This is a genomic window from Sulfurimonas sp., assembly GCF_026196735.1.
In the GTDB taxonomy this organism is placed as follows: Bacteria; Campylobacterota; Campylobacteria; order Campylobacterales; family Sulfurimonadaceae; genus Sulfurimonas.
Window position 1 is genome coordinate 1 of record NZ_JAPHUF010000012.1, and the last position, 20,387, is coordinate 20,387.

The 20,387-nt window shown below is 34.5% G+C and carries 21 protein-coding genes; 10 read left to right on the forward strand and 11 right to left on the reverse strand.

What is annotated here, in order from left to right:
- The 4 genes from OQK60_RS06260 to OQK60_RS06275 all read right to left on the reverse strand — a co-directional run.
- Window positions 1–691: thrombospondin type 3 repeat-containing protein (locus OQK60_RS06260; protein ID WP_297685218.1), on the reverse strand; the 691-nt coding region annotated here is incomplete at its 3' end.
- Window positions 692–778: 87 nt separating this feature from the next.
- The gene (locus tag OQK60_RS06265; RefSeq protein ID WP_297685220.1) at window positions 779–2,038 is read right to left on the reverse strand and encodes a 3-isopropylmalate dehydratase large subunit; all 1,260 of its coding nucleotides are present in this window, start codon (window positions 2,036–2,038) and stop codon (window positions 779–781) included.
- A 74-nt stretch (window positions 2,039–2,112) separates the two neighbouring features.
- Window positions 2,113–2,910: a DUF4197 domain-containing protein gene (locus OQK60_RS06270; RefSeq protein WP_297685222.1), complete on the reverse strand. Its 798-nt coding sequence runs from the start codon at window positions 2,908–2,910 to the stop codon at window positions 2,113–2,115.
- A 12-nt stretch (window positions 2,911–2,922) separates the two neighbouring features.
- The gene (locus OQK60_RS06275) at window positions 2,923–3,426 is read right to left on the reverse strand and encodes a hypothetical protein (protein ID WP_297685224.1); all 504 of its coding nucleotides are present in this window, start codon (window positions 3,424–3,426) and stop codon (window positions 2,923–2,925) included.
- 170 nt (window positions 3,427–3,596) lie between these two features.
- Here OQK60_RS06275 and OQK60_RS06280 point away from each other — a divergent pair, with 170 nt between their 5' ends.
- Window positions 3,597–4,811 (forward strand): NifS family cysteine desulfurase, encoded by a 1,215-nt coding sequence (locus tag OQK60_RS06280; protein ID WP_297685226.1) that lies wholly within the window; start codon window positions 3,597–3,599, stop codon window positions 4,809–4,811.
- A 150-nt stretch (window positions 4,812–4,961) separates the two neighbouring features.
- The gene (locus OQK60_RS06285; protein ID WP_297685228.1) at window positions 4,962–5,936 is read left to right on the forward strand and encodes an iron-sulfur cluster assembly scaffold protein; all 975 of its coding nucleotides are present in this window, start codon (window positions 4,962–4,964) and stop codon (window positions 5,934–5,936) included.
- Between the two features lie 98 nt (window positions 5,937–6,034).
- Here the strand turns inward: OQK60_RS06285 and OQK60_RS06290 are convergent, their stop codons facing one another.
- From OQK60_RS06290 to OQK60_RS06300, 3 genes are read right to left on the reverse strand one after another with little or no spacing between them, the layout of a single operon-like run.
- Entirely contained in the window at window positions 6,035–6,862 is an 828-nt protein-coding gene (locus tag OQK60_RS06290; RefSeq protein WP_297685230.1) for a UDP-N-acetylmuramate dehydrogenase, read from the reverse strand.
- The gene (gene fliQ, locus OQK60_RS06295; protein WP_297685232.1) at window positions 6,862–7,128 is read right to left on the reverse strand and encodes a flagellar biosynthesis protein FliQ; all 267 of its coding nucleotides are present in this window, start codon (window positions 7,126–7,128) and stop codon (window positions 6,862–6,864) included. Before fliQ ends, OQK60_RS06290 begins: the two co-directional genes overlap by 1 nt.
- Window positions 7,128–7,991 (reverse strand): MqnA/MqnD/SBP family protein, encoded by an 864-nt coding sequence (locus OQK60_RS06300; protein WP_297685234.1) that lies wholly within the window; start codon window positions 7,989–7,991, stop codon window positions 7,128–7,130. The genes fliQ and OQK60_RS06300 overlap by 1 nt, the downstream gene beginning before the upstream one ends.
- A 160-nt stretch (window positions 7,992–8,151) precedes the next feature.
- Here OQK60_RS06300 and recA point away from each other — a divergent pair, with 160 nt between their 5' ends.
- From recA to OQK60_RS06320, 4 genes are all read left to right on the forward strand, one after another.
- Window positions 8,152–9,189 (forward strand): recombinase RecA, encoded by a 1,038-nt coding sequence (gene recA, locus OQK60_RS06305; RefSeq protein ID WP_297685236.1) that lies wholly within the window; start codon window positions 8,152–8,154, stop codon window positions 9,187–9,189.
- Window positions 9,190–9,252: 63 nt separating this feature from the next.
- Window positions 9,253–10,518: a phosphopyruvate hydratase gene (eno, locus tag OQK60_RS06310; RefSeq protein WP_297685238.1), complete on the forward strand. Its 1,266-nt coding sequence runs from the start codon at window positions 9,253–9,255 to the stop codon at window positions 10,516–10,518.
- Window positions 10,519–10,527: 9 nt separating this feature from the next.
- Window positions 10,528–10,806, forward strand: coding sequence for a hypothetical protein (locus tag OQK60_RS06315; RefSeq protein ID WP_297685240.1), 279 nt, complete (start codon window positions 10,528–10,530; stop codon window positions 10,804–10,806).
- 80 nt (window positions 10,807–10,886) lie between these two features.
- On the forward strand, window positions 10,887–11,546 hold the full coding sequence (locus OQK60_RS06320) for an AMIN domain-containing protein (RefSeq protein ID WP_297685242.1): 660 nt from the start codon (window positions 10,887–10,889) through the stop codon (window positions 11,544–11,546).
- Between the two features lies 1 nt (window position 11,547).
- On the opposite strand, the gene OQK60_RS06325 is transcribed toward OQK60_RS06320, so the two are convergent.
- The 3 genes from OQK60_RS06325 to OQK60_RS06335 all read right to left on the reverse strand — a co-directional run bounded on the left by OQK60_RS06325 (window position 11,548) and on the right by OQK60_RS06335 (window position 14,557).
- Window positions 11,548–12,132: a YSC84-related protein gene (locus OQK60_RS06325; RefSeq protein WP_297685244.1), complete on the reverse strand. Its 585-nt coding sequence runs from the start codon at window positions 12,130–12,132 to the stop codon at window positions 11,548–11,550.
- 77 nt (window positions 12,133–12,209) lie between these two features.
- Window positions 12,210–13,949 (reverse strand): DUF4105 domain-containing protein, encoded by a 1,740-nt coding sequence (locus OQK60_RS06330; RefSeq protein WP_297685246.1) that lies wholly within the window; start codon window positions 13,947–13,949, stop codon window positions 12,210–12,212.
- A 161-nt stretch (window positions 13,950–14,110) separates the two neighbouring features.
- Window positions 14,111–14,557 (reverse strand): DUF3015 family protein, encoded by a 447-nt coding sequence (locus OQK60_RS06335; protein WP_297685248.1) that lies wholly within the window; start codon window positions 14,555–14,557, stop codon window positions 14,111–14,113.
- 203 nt (window positions 14,558–14,760) lie between these two features.
- Here OQK60_RS06335 and OQK60_RS06340 point away from each other — a divergent pair, with 203 nt between their 5' ends.
- From OQK60_RS06340 to OQK60_RS06350, 3 genes are all read left to right on the forward strand, one after another.
- Window positions 14,761–15,243, forward strand: coding sequence for a hypothetical protein (locus tag OQK60_RS06340; protein ID WP_297685250.1), 483 nt, complete (start codon window positions 14,761–14,763; stop codon window positions 15,241–15,243).
- Window positions 15,244–15,426: 183 nt separating this feature from the next.
- Window positions 15,427–16,755, forward strand: a complete 1,329-nt coding sequence (gene mgtE / locus OQK60_RS06345; RefSeq protein WP_297685252.1) for a magnesium transporter — start codon at window positions 15,427–15,429, stop codon at window positions 16,753–16,755.
- Between the two features lie 14 nt (window positions 16,756–16,769).
- On the forward strand, window positions 16,770–17,819 hold the full coding sequence (locus tag OQK60_RS06350; RefSeq protein WP_297685253.1) for a CNNM domain-containing protein: 1,050 nt from the start codon (window positions 16,770–16,772) through the stop codon (window positions 17,817–17,819).
- 15 nt (window positions 17,820–17,834) lie between these two features.
- Here the strand turns inward: OQK60_RS06350 and OQK60_RS06355 are convergent, their stop codons facing one another.
- Complete coding sequence (locus tag OQK60_RS06355; protein ID WP_297685255.1) at window positions 17,835–19,019, reverse strand: FAD-dependent oxidoreductase; 1,185 nt, start codon at window positions 19,017–19,019, stop codon at window positions 17,835–17,837.
- A gap of 135 nt (window positions 19,020–19,154) precedes the next feature.
- Here OQK60_RS06355 and OQK60_RS06360 point away from each other — a divergent pair, with 135 nt between their 5' ends.
- A complete protein-coding gene (locus OQK60_RS06360; protein ID WP_297685257.1) occupies window positions 19,155–20,369 on the forward strand; it encodes a dicarboxylate/amino acid:cation symporter in 1,215 nt (404 codons plus the stop codon).
- The last annotated feature ends 18 nt before the right edge of the window (window positions 20,370–20,387 follow it).

The following is a 20,387-nucleotide window of genomic DNA, read 5'->3' on the forward strand; positions in this document are numbered from 1 at the left end:
CAGGAGTATTTGGACATTTGTCTTTAGAGTTTAAAACACCGTCATTGTCATCATCGCCGTCTACTTTACATCCAGAAGCATCGACTTTTACTCCTGCTGGCGTGTTTGGACACTGATCAACAGAGTTTAAAACACCGTCATTATCGTCATCGCCATCAACCGGAGCAGGTGGTACTTGTTGCGCTTTAGGTCCAAAAGCATAGCTAACACCCGCTAAAACAGCAAAATTACTATCAAACTCTTTATTCATGTATATTGCTTCAAGTTTTAATGCAAGATTATCAGCTAGAAATGTTTTAACACCAACACCCGCATTTACAAACAAAGCATTGTCATTATCAGCTAAAGTTTCATCCATATATTCATAACCGACACCAACTTTAAAAAGAGGAGTAAAAGCACCTATAGCATCAAAATCATGAACACCGTTAAATGCAAAACGCCAAATGTCAGTACTTGGATTTACAGGTAAATCTTCATAGTCAGTATCTGTAAATAGTACGCTAAATTCCGGTTTTAAGAATGTATCTGTATTTATTTGAAATTCCGCACCAGCTAAAAACTGGTCTTTCAGGTTAAGATTGCCCTCTGCTATGTTGTATCCGATAACAGGAGTTATTTCATACTTATACTCTTGTGCAACCCCAATTGAGCCAAGTAAAAGAGCTGGGATTAGTAGTAATTTTTTCATGTGTTTCCTTCGTTATTTATTAATTCGGAATATTATCTATAAATATCTTAAAATACGACCACTATAGATATTAATATTTTTTTTAATTTATCTAGGGTCTGTTATGTAACCATTGATTGCAGAGATGGCAGCAACAGCTGAATTTGCCAAATATACTTTTGAGCTACGGCTTCCCATCCGACCTACAAAATTACGGTTAGTAGTTGAGACTGCAACTTCATCATCGCCGAGTATTCCCATATATCCGCCAAGACATGCTCCACATGTAGGATTACTGACAACCCCGCCTGCATCGATGATGATATCCATATAACCGAGTTTGTAAGCTTCTTGTAGGATTTTTTGAGTTCCAGGTGTTACAATAAGACGAACATCTTCATGAACTTTTTTACCTTTGAGTATATCTGCTGCAGTCTTTAAATCACCAAGTCTTCCATTTGTACAACTTCCAATAAATGCCTGGTCTATCTTAATTTTGTCACTAACTGCTTGAGTTATAGAGTGTCCGTTTGATGGTAAAAATGGGTAAGCTATAACCGGCTCTAGATTTGCTACATCAATCTCTAATATTTGGCAGTAAGAAGCATCTTCATCAGAGTAGTGAATTCTTGGCTCTCGAGCCAGATTTTTATCAGCAAGAAATTCTTTTGTGATGTCATCATAAGCAACGATTCCACTTTTTGCACCGGCCTCGATAGCCATGTTACACATAGAGAATCTATCGTCCATATTTAGATGCTCAATTGTGCTGCCTGTAAATTCTAAAGTTTTATAAAGTGCACCATCAACACCAATCATGCGGATAATTTCCAAGATGATGTCTTTTCCGGTTGTATATTTACCAGGTTTTCCGCTAAGAACTACTTTGATAGACTCAGGGACTTTAAACCAGTTACCGCCTGTAATCATCGCAAAAGCTAAGTCTGTTGAACCCATACCTGTTGAAAATGCTCCAAGTGCACCATGAGTACATGTATGACTATCAGCACCAATGATAACATCACCAGGAACTACAAGACCTTTTTCTGGAAGAAGTGCATGCTCGATTCCCATGTCTTTTTCATCAAAAAAGTTTTTAAGATTGTGCTTTTTAGCAAAATCACGACTGATTCTAGCTTGATTAGCCGAAGCTATATCTTTTGCCGGAATAAAGTGGTCAAGTACAATAGAAAAACCGTCCGGATTAGCAAGTTTTGTAGCGCCGCTTAAATTAAAAGCACTAATTGAGATAGGAGTAGTAATGTCATTTCCGATAACCATGTCAATGTTTGAGCGGATAATTTCCCCTGCAAAAACTTTTTTTCCAACATGCTCTGAGAATATTTTCTCTGTTATTGTTTGAGCCATAATGAACCTTTAAATATATTAAATAATTTCGCGATTATACCATTTAAGTTTTAAAGTTGTAATATCTAGTAAAACTAATTGCCAAATACTTGTTTTAAAAGTGATGTTGTTTGTGCAATTGGTTCTTGTCTGATTTGAGATTCTTTTGTTGCAATCATTTTAAATAAACCATCTATAGCTTTTTGTGTTACATACTCATCTAGATTTTCATCAGAACCTGAAGGTAAATACTCATCAGCCCCAAAACCTTTTGCCATATCCATAATTCCATTGCTGTTGACAAGTTCTTTAACATTTGAGTTATAAAACTCATTGACTTTATCATAATATACGGCAACTTGATTGTCTTGCATAGCCTCTTTGACAATTGGTTTAATCATCTCCTGTAAAGATTTTGTTGTGTTTTCTTTAAAGTATTCTGTAGCAGCATCTTTATTGCCTGCTAAAATCTTTTTTGCATCAGTCAGAGTCATTTTTTCTATTGCACTCATAAATATAGTTGCTGTTTTTGGAGCAGCTTGAGTAGCAGCAGAGTTCATAGATAAGATTAAATTATCAGCCATCTCCTCTCCGCCAGCTTTTCTAATAAGCCCTTCTGCCTTAGCCAAATCTCCAGGCAAAGCTATCTTTGCCATTTGGTTATTAAGATAACCATCTTTTTTGCCTAACTCTTTGACTCCATAATCAACACCAATTTTTAAAGCCTCTTTCAAACCGTTTGTAACTGTAGAGTCACTAAGGTCTGTTTTTGAAGTTGTTGTGCTATTTGAAGTTGTAGCGCTCTCTACACTCTTTAGTACAGAGCCAAAATCAAAGCTAAATGCGGTAGTTGAAGCGAAAAGTATTACTGTAAATATTGATGTTTTTTTCATAATAATTTTTCTTTATATAGTATATTTTAGAGCTTTTTTCATATATTCTATTGAACAAAAAAACATAGCTGCAAAGATGGGATTTATTTTTACATTATCATCTTGAACGCTCTCAAAGATTTTAAAGCTAAAGCCTTCACCATTATCTGAATTTTTAGGAGTTACAATAAACTCTATAGGCGCTAAAGTCTTTAGCATATTTAAAATTTTCTTCTTTTTTTTATCACTGTCATTTTCAAGTATATTGAAGTCTAAGCCTTCTGAGCTGTCGTGAGAGCGGATGATATTTTCTAAAACATCTAGTTTATCTTTAAAAACTATCTTATTCCATATTATGCTAACTTCATCGGATTCTATTTTGCACCCTTTAAACATGAGAGCATTAGGTTTTTTTTCTTTCATAGCTTCTAAAAGTCCAAGTAAAAAGTTTGTACCTCCTACGGTTTGAGCAGACTTTGTCATTAATAGATGGATTAATGCTTTGGTATCATTATCATGTTTGTTAAAATTACACATATATATTCCTGTTTTTTTAGATAAAATTGTTATAATTAAAATTATAGCTTAAATAATCCATAAGTACAGCTTCATTTAAGCTTATCATAATATCAAACCTATTATTATGTCAAAAGTGAAACAAGACAAAAATTGTCTTAATTAAAATAACTCAAAAAATGAGGAAAAATATGCAAGTTTATTTAGATAATAATGCTACAACAATGGTTGATCCGTTGGTTGTAGAAGCAATGCTACCATTTTTTAGTGAGATCTACGGTAATCCTAACTCGCTTCATAAAATCGGAACGGCTTCACATCCGGCAATCAGTAAGGCAATTGATCAAGTTTATACTGCTTTAAATGCGGCAGATGCAGATGACATAGTATTTACATCATGTGCAACAGAGTCAAACAACTGGGTTTTACAGTCTATGTATATAGACCATGTACTAAATGGTGATAAAAATCATATTGTTACAACTGAGGTTGAGCACCCGTCAATTCTTTCTACATGTAAGTTTTTAGAAGAGCAAGGCGTAAAAGTTACATACCTTCCGGTAAACGAGCAGGGCGTAGTAGAAGCTCATACTGTTAAAAGTTTTATAACTGACAAAACAGCTTTAGTTTCTATTATGTGGGCTTCAAATGAAACGGGAATGATTAATCCTATCGCTGAAATAGGTGAAATATGTAAAGAAAAAGGTGTGCCTTTTCACTCAGATGCTGTTCAAGCTGTCGGTAAGATTCCAGTTGACCTTCAAAGCCTACATGTAGACTTTATTTCAATGTCAGCACATAAATTTCACGGACCAAAAGGTGTAGGCGCACTCTATATTAGAAACTCTCAAGCTCTATCTCCACTGATGCATGGCGGTGAGCATATGGGTGGTCGTCGTTCAGGTACTTTAAATGTTGCAGGTATTGTTGGAATGGGTAAGGCTATTGAACTTGCAACTGCAAATATAGAAGAGGCAGCAGCAAAAATTAGAGCAAAAAGAGACCGCTTAGAAGATGCTATTTTAGAACTTAATGATACTTTTGTTGTAGGTGACCGTGACAACCGAACACCAAACACTATCCTTATATCTATAAAAGGTGTTGAGGGTGAAGGTATGCTTTGGGACTTAAACAATGGCCAAATCGGTGCATCAACCGGTTCAGCTTGTGCTAGTGAAGATTTAGAAGCAAATACTGTAATGCTTGCAATCGGAGCTGACAATGAATTAGCTCATACAGGTATTCGTTTAAGCCTTTCTCGTTTTACAACTGACGCAGAGATAGACTATACGATTACACACTTTAAAGATGCAGTAAAACGACTTAGAGCAATTTCAAGCTCTTTCGCAATACAAAAACCAACAGCTGGCGGAGAAGTTCAAGAGTGTGAACTTCACCATCATTAATAGCTAAGGCGACTAAAGAACGCATAAGTGCGTTGGGCTCTCTGCCCAAGAGAACCTAGTGTTAGCGTAGGTAGCGGAATTATTTCCGATACCGTAATAAACTATAGGGGAAAGGTTCCCTTATTTTATGAAATAAAAAAAGGAAATATTATGGCAAAAGATAATTTATTAGGCGGTTCACTTTGGGACGCTTACTCAAATAAAGTAACAACTCTTATGAATAATCCTCAACATCAAGGTGAAATCTTTGAAGCGGAGGCCCAGGAGCGCGGCAACAAACTTATTGTTGCTGATTTCGGTGCAGAGTCTTGTGGTGATGCAGTTCGTCTTTACTGGGAAATTGACCCAAAAACAGACATTATCGTAGATTCAAAATTTAAAAGTTTTGGTTGTGGTACGGCTATCGCATCTTCTGATGTTATGACTCAACTTTGTATCGGTAAAACAGTTCAAGAAGCTGTTAAAATAACAAATATTGATGTTGAGTTTGCTCTTCGTGATGATCCGGATACTCCAGCGGTTCCACCTCAAAAAATGCACTGTTCGGTTATGGCTTATGATGTTATCAAAAAAGCTGCAGGACTTTACATGGGTGTTGATGCTGAGAGCTTTGAAGAAGAGATTATAGTTTGTGAATGTGCTCGTGTAAGCTTGAGTACACTTCAAGAGGTAATCCGTCTTAATGACTTAACAACTATTGAACAGATTACCGACTACACTAAAGCCGGTGGTTTTTGTAAGTCTTGTATCAAACCAGGCGGACACGAACAAAGAGAATACTATCTAGTTGATATCTTAGCTGATACTCGTCGTGAAATGGATGAAGAAAAAATGAAAGCCGCAGCTGATGCCGGCGGAAGTGCTTCATTTGAAGATATGACGCTTGTTCAGCAGATTAAAGCTATTGATGCTGAGATTGATGAATCTATTCGTCAATTTCTAGTTATGGATGGTGGAGATATGGAAGTTATCGATGTTAAAACAAGCGATGAGTATATCGATGTTTATATCAGATATTTAGGTGCATGTAATGGATGTGCTTCTTCTTCAACAGGTACACTTTATGCGATAGAATCAACTCTTAAAGAGAAACTATCTAAAAAAATTAGAGTCTTACCTATATAAGTTTGTACGCTTTTCGAGCAAAAGCCCGATAAGCTACGCTAACGCTAAGTTGTCTTCAGCAGACGGCTCATGCGACTAGTCGCATTTAAATACTCTGTTCAATTCTTGTGGGGTTTTAAAAGCGGTGAATTCTTACCCATATATCTCAGATCTAAAACTGCTATTTCACACTCCAACCAAATATTAAATTTCTCGTAAACTCTTCTTTGAGCCTCTTGTATTAGATACACGGCATCTTCAAAATTTCCCTCACCATTGTTTACTAAAAAGTTTGCATGTTCTTGACTGAAGCACATATTGCCTCGCATAACACCTTTTAGTCCGACCTCTTCTATAAGTCTGCCGGCATAATCCCCCTCGGGGTTTTTAAAACAGCTTCCTGCACTTGGTGTACTTGGCTGGTTAGAACGCATCTTTTTAAATATCTCTACATTTTGTGTATCAAAGCCATATTCTAGTTTAAAAGTTGCTTCTAGAATGGGGCTTTTTATATCCGTGTATCTGTATCTAAAATTTATATCCTCTTTGTTCAACTCACCACTACATGTAGATATGGAGATAAGATTATTAAATATCTCATATTCTTTTAATCCCGCATTCATAAAAACAAGACCACCGAGTGTTCCTGGCAGATGAGAGATAAATTCAAAGTTAGCTATATTGTGTTTTTTACAAAATGAAGCGATTTTTCCAGATGGAGTAGAGCCGCCGATTTTAAGAGCTTTATTTTCTATTTTAATATAGTCATATTTTTTATCTAGTTTTAAAAGTGGAGGAGGGTTTGTTCCCATCAAGATATTATTGCAAGAACCAATAAGATAAAATTTTTCAGGGAGGTTTTCACAATCTTCTAGGAGAGTTACATCGAGTGTAGGACCAATTTTAAAAGATGAAAATTTTGAGAAGTTAATACTTTTTGTTTTCATCACTCTACAAAGGTTGGAATCATGTTAAACACATTTACTGAAAAATCTGTCATGGCATTGAGCATCCATGGCATAGTCAAGATAATTACAACGACAACACCGATAATCTTGGGAATAAAACTCAGAGTCATCTCATTGATTTGTGTAGTTGCTTGAAAAATACTAACTGCCAAACCTAAAAACATACCCGTTAACAGACCGGGAAGTGCTAACAAAAGAGCTATTTTAAATGTTTCAATTCCGAGCGAGATGAGTTTTGCTTCCATTAAGAATCTCTTAGTTGCTTATATTGGGTTGGTATCATAAAATCTTCAACCTTTACAAGTGTATCATAAAAGCCATGTTTATAGCCAATCTCAAACAGTTTGTTGATAGCTTTGTATTGAATATCACTTAGAGTTATTGACTCATCATTTGCATAGAGTTCAAGATACTTATCAAGTGTAGCGGCATCAATACGGACTAAATCTCTCTCAATAAGCATCTGTGAGAGTTTATTTTTATGGTCTCGTGCAACTTGAACAGCTTTTGTCAGAGTTTCTTCATACTCTATAGCTTTATTTAGTGCAATTGAGCGGCTGATTGCCATACCGCCAAGAGGAAGAGGTAACTCTTTTCCTGCTAATTCTTGCCAGATATCCCACATCTCTCGCTCTACTTCAAGCTCTGAATCATAAGTTAAAATAGACTCATGTATTAAAACACCTGCATCAACAACTCCATCAAGAACAGCCTGTTCAATTTCCAAGAAGTTCATATAGGTAACTCTTGCATCAGGGAAAGCTATGCGAAATAGCATGGCATTTGTAGTGTGTTCACCACTAAGAGCAACTTTGAAGTTACGCTTGAGCTTAACACCTTTTTTCTTGATGACTTTAGGTCCATAACCTTCACCAAAACTCACTGCAGTACGAAGAGGTGCATAATCATCTCTTATATGCGGATAAAGAGCAAAACTTATCGCAACTATTTCATACTCGCCTCGTAATGCTTTTTCATTTAGAGTTTGAATATCTTCAGCAATATTGTCAAATTTTGTATCTTTCATATCTACCCAGCCAAACTTAATGGCATAGTACATAAATATATCATCAGCGTCTGGTGAGTGTGCAATCAATGTTTTTTTCATAAGAGAGATTTTAACCAAATATGGATAAAATCCTACTAATTTACAAATAAGTTTTTGTATAAAAGAAATTAATAAAAAAATATGACAATTTGCAATATTTTTTATAAATAAAATAAAATTGACATACAATATCTTCAAATTTAATATAAGTGAGCCAAAGATGGACGCAAATAAACAAAAATCATTAGACTTGGCAATGAAGCAGATTGATAAGACATTCGGCAAGGGTGCTCTTATGAGACTCGGAGATAAAGATATAGAATCAATTCAGTCAATCAGCACGGGTTCTCTTGGACTTGACTTAGCGCTCGGTATAGGAGGCATTCCACAAGGAAGAGTTGTTGAGATATATGGACCTGAGAGTTCAGGTAAAACAACTCTAGCTCTTCAAATAACGGCCGAATGTCAAAAAAAAGGCGGTGTTTGCGCATTTATAGATGCCGAGCATGCTCTTGATGTAGTTTATGCTAAAAATTTGGGAGTAGATGTTGAGAACCTACTTGTTTCTCAGCCTGACTATGGTGAGCAAGCCTTAGATATAGTTGAAACAATCGCAAGAAGCGGTGCAATTGATTTGATAGTTATAGATTCAGTTGCTGCGCTTACACCAAAATCAGAAATTGAAGGCGAGATGTCTGACCAAAATGTCGGTGTTCAAGCGAGACTTATGTCAAAGGCACTTCGTAAACTAACGGGTGTTATTAGCAAGATGAACTGTACTGTCATTTTTATCAATCAGATTCGTATGAAAATCGGCATGATGGGTTATGGTTCTCCAGAGACTACTACAGGCGGTAATGCACTAAAATTTTATGCATCTGTTCGTATAGATGTTAGAAGAATAGCATCTCTAAAACAAGGAGAGAGTCAAATCGGTAACCGTGTAAAAGCAAAAGTTATTAAAAATAAAGTAGCACCTCCATTTCGTCAAGCAGAGTTTGACATTATGTTTGGAGAGGGAATTTCCAAAGAAGGAGAACTTGTTGATTACGGTGTAAAACTTGATATCATCGATAAAAGTGGCGCTTGGTTCTCATATGAGGAGACAAAACTTGGTCAAGGTCGTGAAAATGTCAAGCAAAAATTTAAAGAAGAGCCTGAATTAGCAAAAGAAATCGAAGAAAAAATTAAAAATGCTATGGGAATGAGCAGTCTTATGACTATGGATACAAGCGAGATAGAAGAGGCTGACCAATAGCCTAAACTAATCTTTAACCAAAAAACGATAGAATTCCATTAATAAAATAAAAAAGGCAAATTTATGTTCATAGATAACATTAGTGCAATAGAAGTTATGGATTCTAGAGGAAACCCAACCGTAAAAGCAACAGTAGAATTGAGCGATGGCACAAAAGAGAGCGCAATCGTACCTTCAGGAGCAAGTACCGGTAAGCGTGAAGCTCTTGAACTTCGTGATGGTGGAGACCGCTACATGGGTAAAGGAGTGCTTCAAGCAGTTGAAAATGTAAATGGTCCGATTGCAGATGCACTTGTGGGATATTCTCCATTTAATCAAGCGATAATCGATGCAGCGATGAAAGAGCTTGATGGCACTGAGAACTACGGTAATTTAGGCGCTAATGCTGTTCTTGGAGTATCAATGGCTGTAGCTCGCGCAGCGGCAAAAAGCTTAGATATTCCTCTTTATCGCTACTTAGGTGGAGCTAACGCTATGGTTATCCCTACTCCAATGCTTAACATTATCAACGGTGGCTCACACGCTGATAACTCTGTAGATTTTCAAGAGTATATGATTGTGCCTGTTGGTTTTGAAGATTTTACAGAAGGATTACGCGCATCTGCTGAAGTTTACCACAATTTAAAATCTATATTAAAAGATCAAAAACACAATACTGCACTTGGTGACGAGGGTGGTTTTGCACCGGATTTAAGCTCAAATGAAGAGCCGATTCAAGTAATAATGCAAGCTATTGAAAAAGCAGGTTATAAGCCTGGCGAACAGATAGCAATTGCACTTGATGTAGCTGCATCAGAGTTAGTTGTTGATGGCGGCTATAGACTTGATTCTGAAAACCGTACTGTAACTTCTGAAGAACTAGCAAACTATTATGTTGATTTATGTTCTAAATATCCAATTGTATCTATTGAAGATGGACTTAGTGAAGATGACTGGGATGGTTGGAAAGTTTTGACTCAAAAGCTAGCTGATAAAGTTCAGCTTGTTGGTGATGATCTATTTGTTACAAATGTTAACATTTTAAATGAAGGCATTGTAAAAGGTATCGCTAACTCTATTCTTATCAAGCCAAATCAAATTGGCTCAGTAAGTGAGACTATGCTTACTGTTCGCCTTGCTCAGAGAAACGGCTATACTTGTGTGATGAGTCACCGTTCAGGTGAGAGCGAAGATGCTTTTATCGCTGACTTTGCAGTTGCACTAAATTGTGGTCAAATCAAAACAGGTTCTACTGCTCGTGGAGAGAGAACTGCTAAATATAATCGTCTATTAGAGATAGAAAATGAAGTTGCTTACGGCGAATATCTGGGTTTGGCTCTTTTTAAATAAGAATCATTTATGAAAGATGAAGAACTTTTTGAGGGGATAGATGATACTCAGAGTATAACTCAAAAGTATTTAGGTCTATCACTTGTTAAGTTTTTTACTTTAACTATTATAGTTTTAGCAGTTGGTGTTTACCTTGGCATACTTTTGTATGGTACCAACTCAGTAGAGATTTTTTTAGGATTGCAGGATTATGAAGAGTATTTACAAAGTGAGATACATAGATTAAAAGGTGAAAATGCAGAGCTTCAAAGAGAGTATTTTGAACTAAAAGAGATAACTGCAAAGTAGCTTAATCGTAAAGTAAATAAACTATTTTGAGATACTAGTTAAACTTGATATAATACTTACAAATAATACTAGGAATAATCTTGACTAAGACTTTATTGATATTTTTTACTTTACTTCTTACGCTGGATGCTCGTGAAAATCCATTTTTCCCATCTGTTGGTGAAAAAGAGACTCCTTTTACTTCAAATGAAAATAGAGACAAAGAGCCACTAAAAAGAGCAACTATTACTTTGCCTGCTCAAGCAAGAATACTTCAAAAAGTTACTATAGAGTTTAAAAATCTTGATGGCTCACTTGAGAGCAAAAGTATAGAACTTGATAATGCGGTAGATTGGCATCTACCTATATTTATTTCTCAAAGTTACGGTGAAACGCAGGTAGCAGATAAACCTCTTGCAGAAAAACAAATAAGTAAAAAAATTATTGCAGATGAGTCGATGTATAAAAATATTGCATCTATAAAGAATTTTAAGCTTTACTCATCGGATAAAAGCCTTAAAATAGTTACTGATGATGAAATGATAAGAAACTTTTTGCTAGTTAATCCACATAGGATAGTTGTAGATTTTAAAAGAGAAATAGATATAAGAAGTTATGTAAAAAAATATCCTAAAGATATATTTAAAGCTGTAAGAATAGGAAGTCATAAAGGGTATTACAGAGCTGTTATAGAACTTGATGGGCCTTATAGATATTCTTTGAAAAAAATATCTAATGGGTATATTATGGAGTTAAAATAAATTAATTTAAATCTTCATCTTTCCAGTATTTAGTTCCTTGAATCGTTGCTTGTATGGCAAGACCATTTTGTGTTAATTTGTATAGTCTTATTCCCGGAGCAACAGTAATGGCGGCATTTATAGCCCCACCACTTTTTCCGGCTTTGGCAGCAGCATCCGCTTGAGCATTAGCTTCCCAGCCCGATTGCACAAATGTTTTAAAAGCTTTTCTATCTCTGAAAAGAAATACAGCTCTAAAATCTTTTACACCAAGTCCAAGACCTAGCCCGCCTGAAGCCATATTCATATAAATATTTTGACCGGTTTTGTTATTGTGTGCTACACCTTTGCCGCCTTCTGCTGAAAACAGAACAAGATTTACTCCAAAGTTGGCAAATGTTGCATATCCATAAGATCTTAAAAGCATCTCTCTTGCTTCTGGAGCATATTTATACAGCAGCTTTAATGTTTCGTTATTTGTTTGTAGACGCTCTTTTCTAGCCTCTCTATTTTCTTGTCTTATCTCTTTTTTACTTTTTGCATCCCAAAAACCAGAAAACATAATGACTACAAGAATTAAACTAACAATTAATTTTATACTTTTCATACAAAGCCTTTTTATTTGTGGGTTAATAATAACATAAAACTTATTATAACTTGTACAATATATTGATAATTATAATACTAAAAATAGTAGTTAAAATTAAGTTTATATGTTTGTTCTTTATTTAAATTATTAATTTTATACCTATCTTTATAAGTGTAATTAAATTGTAATTGTGTATTTTGTGAGATTCTTAGACTCTGTGTCAATTCTATAAGCCACTGTTGGTCACCTGTATCATACCATCGTCTTGTAGCTTCAAAATTTGTACTCATATGATTATACTTATCAAATACTATGCCGATACTCGTGCCAATTGCAGACCTTATGTTTCCATCAAGATAAAATAGTGGGTCAGCCATTGCATAAATATAACCAAGTTTATTTCCCCAACTCAAACCTATTCCTACGGTACCAATAAAGTTAGTGCCATTATCAAGATAGTTTCTGTCCCATCCAAATTTTGTTCTCCAAGATATATTGTCAAAAAATTCGCTTCTTTGAGCGATAGAGGCTATTGAAAGAATGGTTGCGTCTTCTACTTTTATTTCATCATCTGTATATGACAACTCAAAATTCATAAACTCTATTTGTGTACCTCTTAAAAACCCATAATTGCTATCTTTTAGATTATGATAAGCCGGTCTGATTCCTAAAAAACCAATCGCTTCATTTTCCCTAAATCCAAAGCCCGCAGTAGCTCTAACACCCCTATGACTCTCTATTGGATTAGGAGGTGTAGCAATATCTAATCTTTTACCTTCACCAAGAGATGCTCTGGCTTTAGAAAGGTTATGAAAAAGTTCTAAGAACTCATCCTTGTTCATCTCATTTTTAGCAAAGGAGTATTCTAGAAATTCTACTGCTGCTTCTAAAATATACATTTTTTGTTGAGAATCTATGCTTGGGCTGTCTACGACACTTTGTATAGAAATTTTTGAGTTTATTAATTTGGAGGGTATTTGCATATATTCTTCATTTATCAGCGTTTCATATTCTAGTAAAATAGTTCTTTTGGAAGCTCTGTAATTATTAGCTTTTAAAATGTTTTCTAATTTTGCCGCATGTACAGTTTCAAGCGGGATTACTTGGTAATTAAAATATTCTCTTAGATGAATGGATGGTCTTGCTATTTCAATCAACCATAGCATATTGTATGAGCAATTTTCAGTAAAAAAGTAGTAATAAGAATGAGTTCCGTTAAGTTCCCAAATATGTCTTACCATTTTTAATACTTCTTCTTGATTTAAATCTAAATCATATTCCCATATATCTCTTTTTTCCGTGTCTCTGTATTCTTTTAGTTTCTCGTAGTAGGGCAGTAAAGAGTACATTCCATAGTAACCGCCAATTAAGCCCTTGATTGCAAAAATTACACCGTTTTCTTTGTCTGGATTTGCATCTGCTGCATAGTTAATCGCATAAGATAATAGTTTAGAATCATATCCGGAATTAATGCGTAAAAATGTATGACCAAACATTGATGCAGGGGAATTGATATGTGCAGATGGAAATACAAGAGTAGCTGATTTTGGGTCAAGTCTATCTAAAATCTTATTGTACTCTTTGCACTCTACATTTGGAAAATTTGTTATTTGTAGTTCTTGCTCAAGCCAAGCTTTTCTAGCTGGAAATCTACAGGCAGTAGAATTATCGTCATATGTTGTTTCATTAAATAAAGCGTCAATAGTTGCGTTTAATTCAGCCTTAGCGTTGGTTTTACCGTCTTTTGCAAAAAAGAATCTAGGGTCGTCAATCTCACTCTTGCCATTGTTCATGTGCAGTAGAAGATTCCAGTATCTTGTTTGTGATAAATTCAATTTATCAGCCTTTTGTTGATACTCTTGTGATGAAGCATTTAAAAAAGTAATGAAAAAAATGAGTATTATAAATGATTTATTTAAAATGGAAATTTCCTAGATAGTAGTATGAGAGATATTGTAATAAACTAAACGAAAAAATTCGCTTAGTTTAAAGGTTGTTATAGAGAAACAGTTGAAATATTATCTAATACATCAGCCATTTTTGCATCTTTACTAGTATAGATGCTATTGTAGTTTTCTTGAAGTGAAGCAGAAAAAGTAGCTTTATCTTCAATATTTAAAAGTTCAGCTAATGTTTCAATAGATTCACCGTGACCTTTTGCAATCTCTTTTGCAAGTTGATCCATATTAGATGCTACGAACTCTTGAGCTCTTTCATTCATAACAAATTTAGTTTTTTCACAGCCAGAAGTTCCAGAAGTGATACCAAAAGTTTGATTACCAGATGTACCGTTAGTAGTAGCTTGTAAAGCGTATAATACAGCAGTATCAGCACTCTTAATTACTTGTGAACCAAGCCCACAACCTGTTTGATTATTAACCTCTGCCATTGCTGTCGTGCTAAGGGCTAAGATTGCTACTGCGCTTACTAAAATCTTTTTCATATAACTTTCCTTAAATTTAAGATAACTAGATTGTAGATTTTATTTGCTTAATATTTGTTTATAAATCATTACTAATAAACAATAATTCAAATATTATGTTACTGAAAATTATGATGTTTTTTTATAGACCAAAATGAGCTGCTTGTTGTAGCAGTTAATTAACAGTGAGAGAGTATAATATTTTTCATCAAAGGAAAAATAGAATGAAAATATTTTTAGTATTTTTAAGTTTATGTGTTTGTGCATTAAGTGCAGAGACTTTACATGTAGGTTCCAAATTAAGTCAGTTAAACAGTTTTAAATATGAAACTCCAAATGGTCGCGAGGTAAAAATTCCCAAAACAGTATCTCTTGTTATTGTTGCCTTTGAAAAAGATACAGGGATTTTGGTAAATGAGTATTTAAATACTAAAGATTCATTTTATTTACAAAAAAACAATTCAATATTTATAGCAGATATCCATGATACGCCAAAATTTCTTACAAATATGTTTGCTCTGCCTAAGCTTAGAAAGTTTAAACACCCTATCTACTTACATTATGAAGATAAGTTTCATACTGTAGTTCCAAGTAAAAAGAAAAAAGTTACTCTTGTTCATATAAAAGATTCTAAAATAGATAATATTTCCTATATATCAACAAAAGAAGCATTAAAAGCTGCTATTGAAAATTTTTCTATTAACTAGAAATGTGATATTATTATATTTATTTATATTTAAAAAGGTTTAATTATGAAAAATATACTACTGCAACAGATACAAAAAATAATTATACAATTGATGGAGTGCTAAGCTTTCGTGATCAAGTTGATATTTTGATTAAAGCTTCATTCTAGCAAATCACAACTGTAACTTTGGTATAATTCGCTCATGCATAAACTAGAAGAATATTTAAATTTTCATGAGTTAAGTGAAATTCACCCATCAGATATAGCCAAGATATTAAAGCAACTAGATGATAAAGAATTTGTTGATGCTTTAAAGCTTGTACCTAAAGACCTTATTGGTGATGTTGCTCTTGCTCTTCCTGATAGATATTTTGATGATGTTGTAGAAAATCTAAGCGTAGATGAGCTTAGTCATGCAGTTACCGAACTTGAGTCTGACGATCAAGTTGATTTTATGAATGAACTCGGAGAAGTTGATGAAAATATCGCATCAGAGGTTTTTGACACACTTGATGAAGAAGACAAACAAGAGATTACAAGACTTCAAACTTATGATGAAGATGAAGCTGGTGCATATATGCAGCTTGAAGTTTTTACAGCAGGCAAAGAGGAAGTTGTACATGATGTAATTAAGAGGTTTGGAGAACTTAGAAAAGCTAAAACCATAGAAAATATTCAAAATCTCTTTATTGTGGAGGAGGGGAACAAACTTCGTTTTACTGTTGGTTTGGATGACCTGCTTGTATTTGATTTTGATAAAACATTGTTTGAGAATATACAACAGAGTGAAGACAGCTTTGAGCCAAAAAAAGCCGAAGACAGGGAAGATATTCGAGATGTAGTTCACTACTTTGAAGAGTATGATCTCTCTGTAATGCCGATTGTAAATGCTTATGGTGTCTTAGTTGGTCGTATAACTTCGGATGATATTTATGATATTATTAACGAACAAGCAACGGAACAGATGTATAATCTTGCCGGTGTTGATGATGAAGCTGAAGATGATGATGAGGTATTAAAAGCAGGAAAAAAAAGAGCTTCATGGTTAAGTATAAATCTTTTTACGGCTATATTTGCTTCTATAGTCATAGGCTTATTTTCAAATACCATAGAAAGTATGGTTGCACTTGCAGTACTTATGCCGATTGTTGCTTCCATGGGAGGTAATGCAGGAACGCAAAGTCTAACAGTTGTTGTTAGACAGTTGGCACTTGGAGATATATCTCAAGGTGACGCAATGAGAATTATTAAAAAAGAGGTTATAATCTCCTTAATGAATGGAGTCTTCTTTGCTATAATAATGGGAGCAGTAGCTGCAATATGGTTTAATATGAATATGCTGGGTGTTGTAATAGCACTAAGTATGCTTATAAACCTTTTAGCAGCCGGCTTTTTTGGTGCGGCAATACCACTCTTTTTAAAAAGAATGGATATTGATCCGGCTATTGGTAGTACAGTTATATTGACTACCGTTACAGATGTTGTGGGCTTTTTTAGTTTTCTAGCCTTAGCAACATATATTTTATTATAAGGAATTTGTAAAACTTGGATTTATTAATACTGTTTTTCGTATTGTCGGTTGGTGTATCGTTTTTGTGTTCGATTTTAGAGGCTGTTCTTTTATCTGTCAACATGTCATATGTTGCCGTATTAGAAAAAGAGAGACCGACAATTGGTAAACTTTTAAAGCTACATAAACAAAATATAAATAAATCAATAGCTTCTATTTTGATTTTAAATACCATTGCAAACACTTTAGGTGCTGCAGCTGTTGGTGCACAAGCTTCTATATTATTTGGAAATGAAGCAGTTGTTTATGTATCGGTTGTTTTAACATTTGCAATTTTATTTTTATCGGAAATAATTCCAAAGACAATAGGTGCAATATATTGGAAACAATTAGCTCCGATGGCAGCTCAGTTTATAAGAGTTTTTATATGGATAACATATCCGATTATTCTTACAACTCTTTTTGTGACAGACAAGATATCAAAAGGTAAGCAAGACTCTCATACTTTAACCAAAGAGGAGTTGCTACACAGCATGCTTCTAAGCGAAGATGATGGTATTATTGATGAGAAAGAGTCAGATGTAATAGAAAATATTTTAAATCTAAATAACATAAAAGTTGGTGAAATACTTACTCCTAGAAGTGTTGTTTTTGCGCTTGATGAGACAATGAGCGTAAAAGAAATTATAGAAACAAAAGATGGTATATTTAGATTTTCTCGTATACCTCTTTATAAGGGAAGTATAGAGAATGTTACAGGTTTAGTATTAACAAAAAAGATATTTAAACAAGCTCTGCTGGACGATAGTGTCAGCATAGGCTCTATAAAAAAAGACATCTTTTCTATAAATGAAAATATTCCAGTTTCAAAAGCACTTGATTTGTTTATATATAAAAAAGATCATATGTTTTTAGTTAAAGACAATTATGATCAAACAGAGGGAATTCTTACACTAGAAGATTGTGTTGAGACAATACTTGGCGTTGAGATAGTTGATGAGAGTGATACAACGGTTGATATGCGTGAGCTAGCTAAAAGAAAAATGAAACTAAAAAGAATGCAAGAGTCTAAAGAAAAAGAATAAACAGGAGATGCGGTTTTACATCCCTGGTATTCTAGGTGTTTTGTTCAGTTTTGAAAGTTTATAATATTTTCCCCATGCTCTTTTAAGCCAGTGACCTACAATCGGAAGCGGTATCATCATAGCCTTAGTGCTATCTCTGTAGATGAATGAAGCGCCATTGCCGCTATCCATTACACAAAGTATGTTTAGGTGCTCTTGGTATCCTTTGAAATCAGACAAGCCTTTATCTGTTTGAATAATGTTAAATGCTGCATTCCTTGCCATAACTTCAGCAATATGTCCTTGTTTTGCCCTCCAGTCAGCTCCTTGAAGGGCTGCTATATCTCCAATAGCGTAAATATTTTTTGGCATATTAGAATCCTCAAAAATTACACGGCAGTTGTCATCAATAGATATAAAACCGGCTTCATTAGTTGGCAGGTCTGAATCTTTTACAACATCGTGTCCATCTCCAGCAGCAATAAACATTGTAAAATCAGACTCTAAGAATGAGTCATCTTCAAAAATTATACTATCACCCTTAAACTCTTTGATTTTTTTGCCATAATGTTGTTTGATATTGAGTTCTTTAAAAAAACTATCCATCATTTTTAAAGCCTTTGGACCAAGCCTTTTGCCAGGCTCTGGCATCGGTGCAAAAAAAGTCAGTTCAAAGTTATTGCGGATGCCTTTTTTCTTTAACATGTTATGAACATTAAATAGTAACTCAAACCCAGGACCGCCACGAACGGCTGAAGTGTCTTTGGGATTGCCTCCAAAACCAAAACATATCTTTGCGCTCCCTTTTTTTATTAGTTCATCAAGTTTATCTCGTATTTGAAGTGATTGTTCAGGAGTGCCACAGATTGAAAGAGTGTTCTCTATACCTTTGTGTTTCATCTTTGAAGCACCCATAGCAAGAACTACATGTGAAAAACCTTCTAGTGTTTTTCCACTCTTTAGCGTGTAAGAGTTATTTTTAGCATCTATTGTTTGTACACCATCAACAATAAGGTTGAAATTATGAACATTTTTTAATTCGTTTAAATCTATACAAATGTCTGAAAATTTGGCATTACCTGTTGGAATCCAAATAGAAGTCGGATATATAAAGAGATAATCTCTATCACTTACTAATGTGACATTGTAGTTGGCTTTTTTTAAATAAATTGCAGCCTCTATGCCTGCAAATCCACCACCTAGAACAAGAACACTTTTCATAAAAACCCTTATCATAAATAAATAATATAAGTAATATTATTATATATAATGTTAATATATGGTTAAAAAGAATAATACATTAAGTCTTTATTTGTTAACATCAACATAGTTCAAATTCACGATAAAGTTTATAAAATGATACAAAAAATAAAAAAATATTCAACCACAAATACATTGGTGATATTAGGAATTATCTTGGGTGTTTTATTTGGTAGTTTATTGCCGGAGTTAGCACTAAAACAACAAGTTATCGGACAGATGTTTATAAGCTTTTTAAAGATGCTTGTTGTCCCGCTTGTCTTTTCTAGTATATATATTGCAATTATGGGACTAGGAAGCTTGGATGACTTAAAAACTATCGGTTTTAGAACAATAGGTTTGTACCTGCTTACCACAGCTTTAGCTGTATTTCTAGCTATTGCTGCTATGAATATCGTACCAATTGGTGAGCCGGTCTCATCTGAAGGTTTGGAGTATGCAAAGGCTTCAACAATAGCTCCATTTTCATTTCAGGCAATGATACTTAGTTTCATCCCTACAAATATTTTCAACTCACTAAGTGAGGGTTTGATGATGCAGATTATTGTTTTTGCTATTTTGTTTGCAATAGCATCTATGCATATACATGTAGATAGACAAGAGTTGATGTTAAATTTTTTTACAGGCGTTACAAATGCTATGTTAATCATGGCTGAGTGGATTATTAAATTGACACCAATCGGCGTTTTTAGTCTTATCTCATATGTCGTCGCGGATCAGGGCATTGATGTAATTCTTGATTTATGGGAATATGTACTAATGGTTATTATCGTTCTTTTGCTTCACGCAGTTATAACCCTTCCTGCTGTTTTAGCTCTTTTTGGCAGAGTCAACCCTTTTAAGTATTTAAGCGATATCCGTGAAGCGCCAATCATGGCTTTTTCTACTGCTTCAAGTGCGGCAACATTACCTGTTTCTATGCGTATAGTCGAAGAGGTGGGCGGTGTTAGCAAAAAACATGCATCTTTTGTACTTCCATTAGGGGCTACTGTCTCTATGGATGGTACAGCGGCATATCTGACAATCGCAGTTTTGTATATATCGCATTTAGCTGGAGTTGAGCTCAGTTTTATGGATCAAATGCTTTTAGGAGTTACAGTAGTTGCTCTTAGCGTCGGCGTAGCAGCATTGCCGAGCGCTTCTTTGGTAATGATGGTTGTTATTTTAAACCAGATAGGGCTTCCGGTTGAATATATCGCTTTGATAGTTGCAGTAGATAGAATTTTGGATATGGCAAGAACATCACTAAATGTTACATCTGATTTGGTTGTTGTGAAAATTATTGACCAAATACAAAAATCTAAAAATTAAAATTATGTATAATGATTG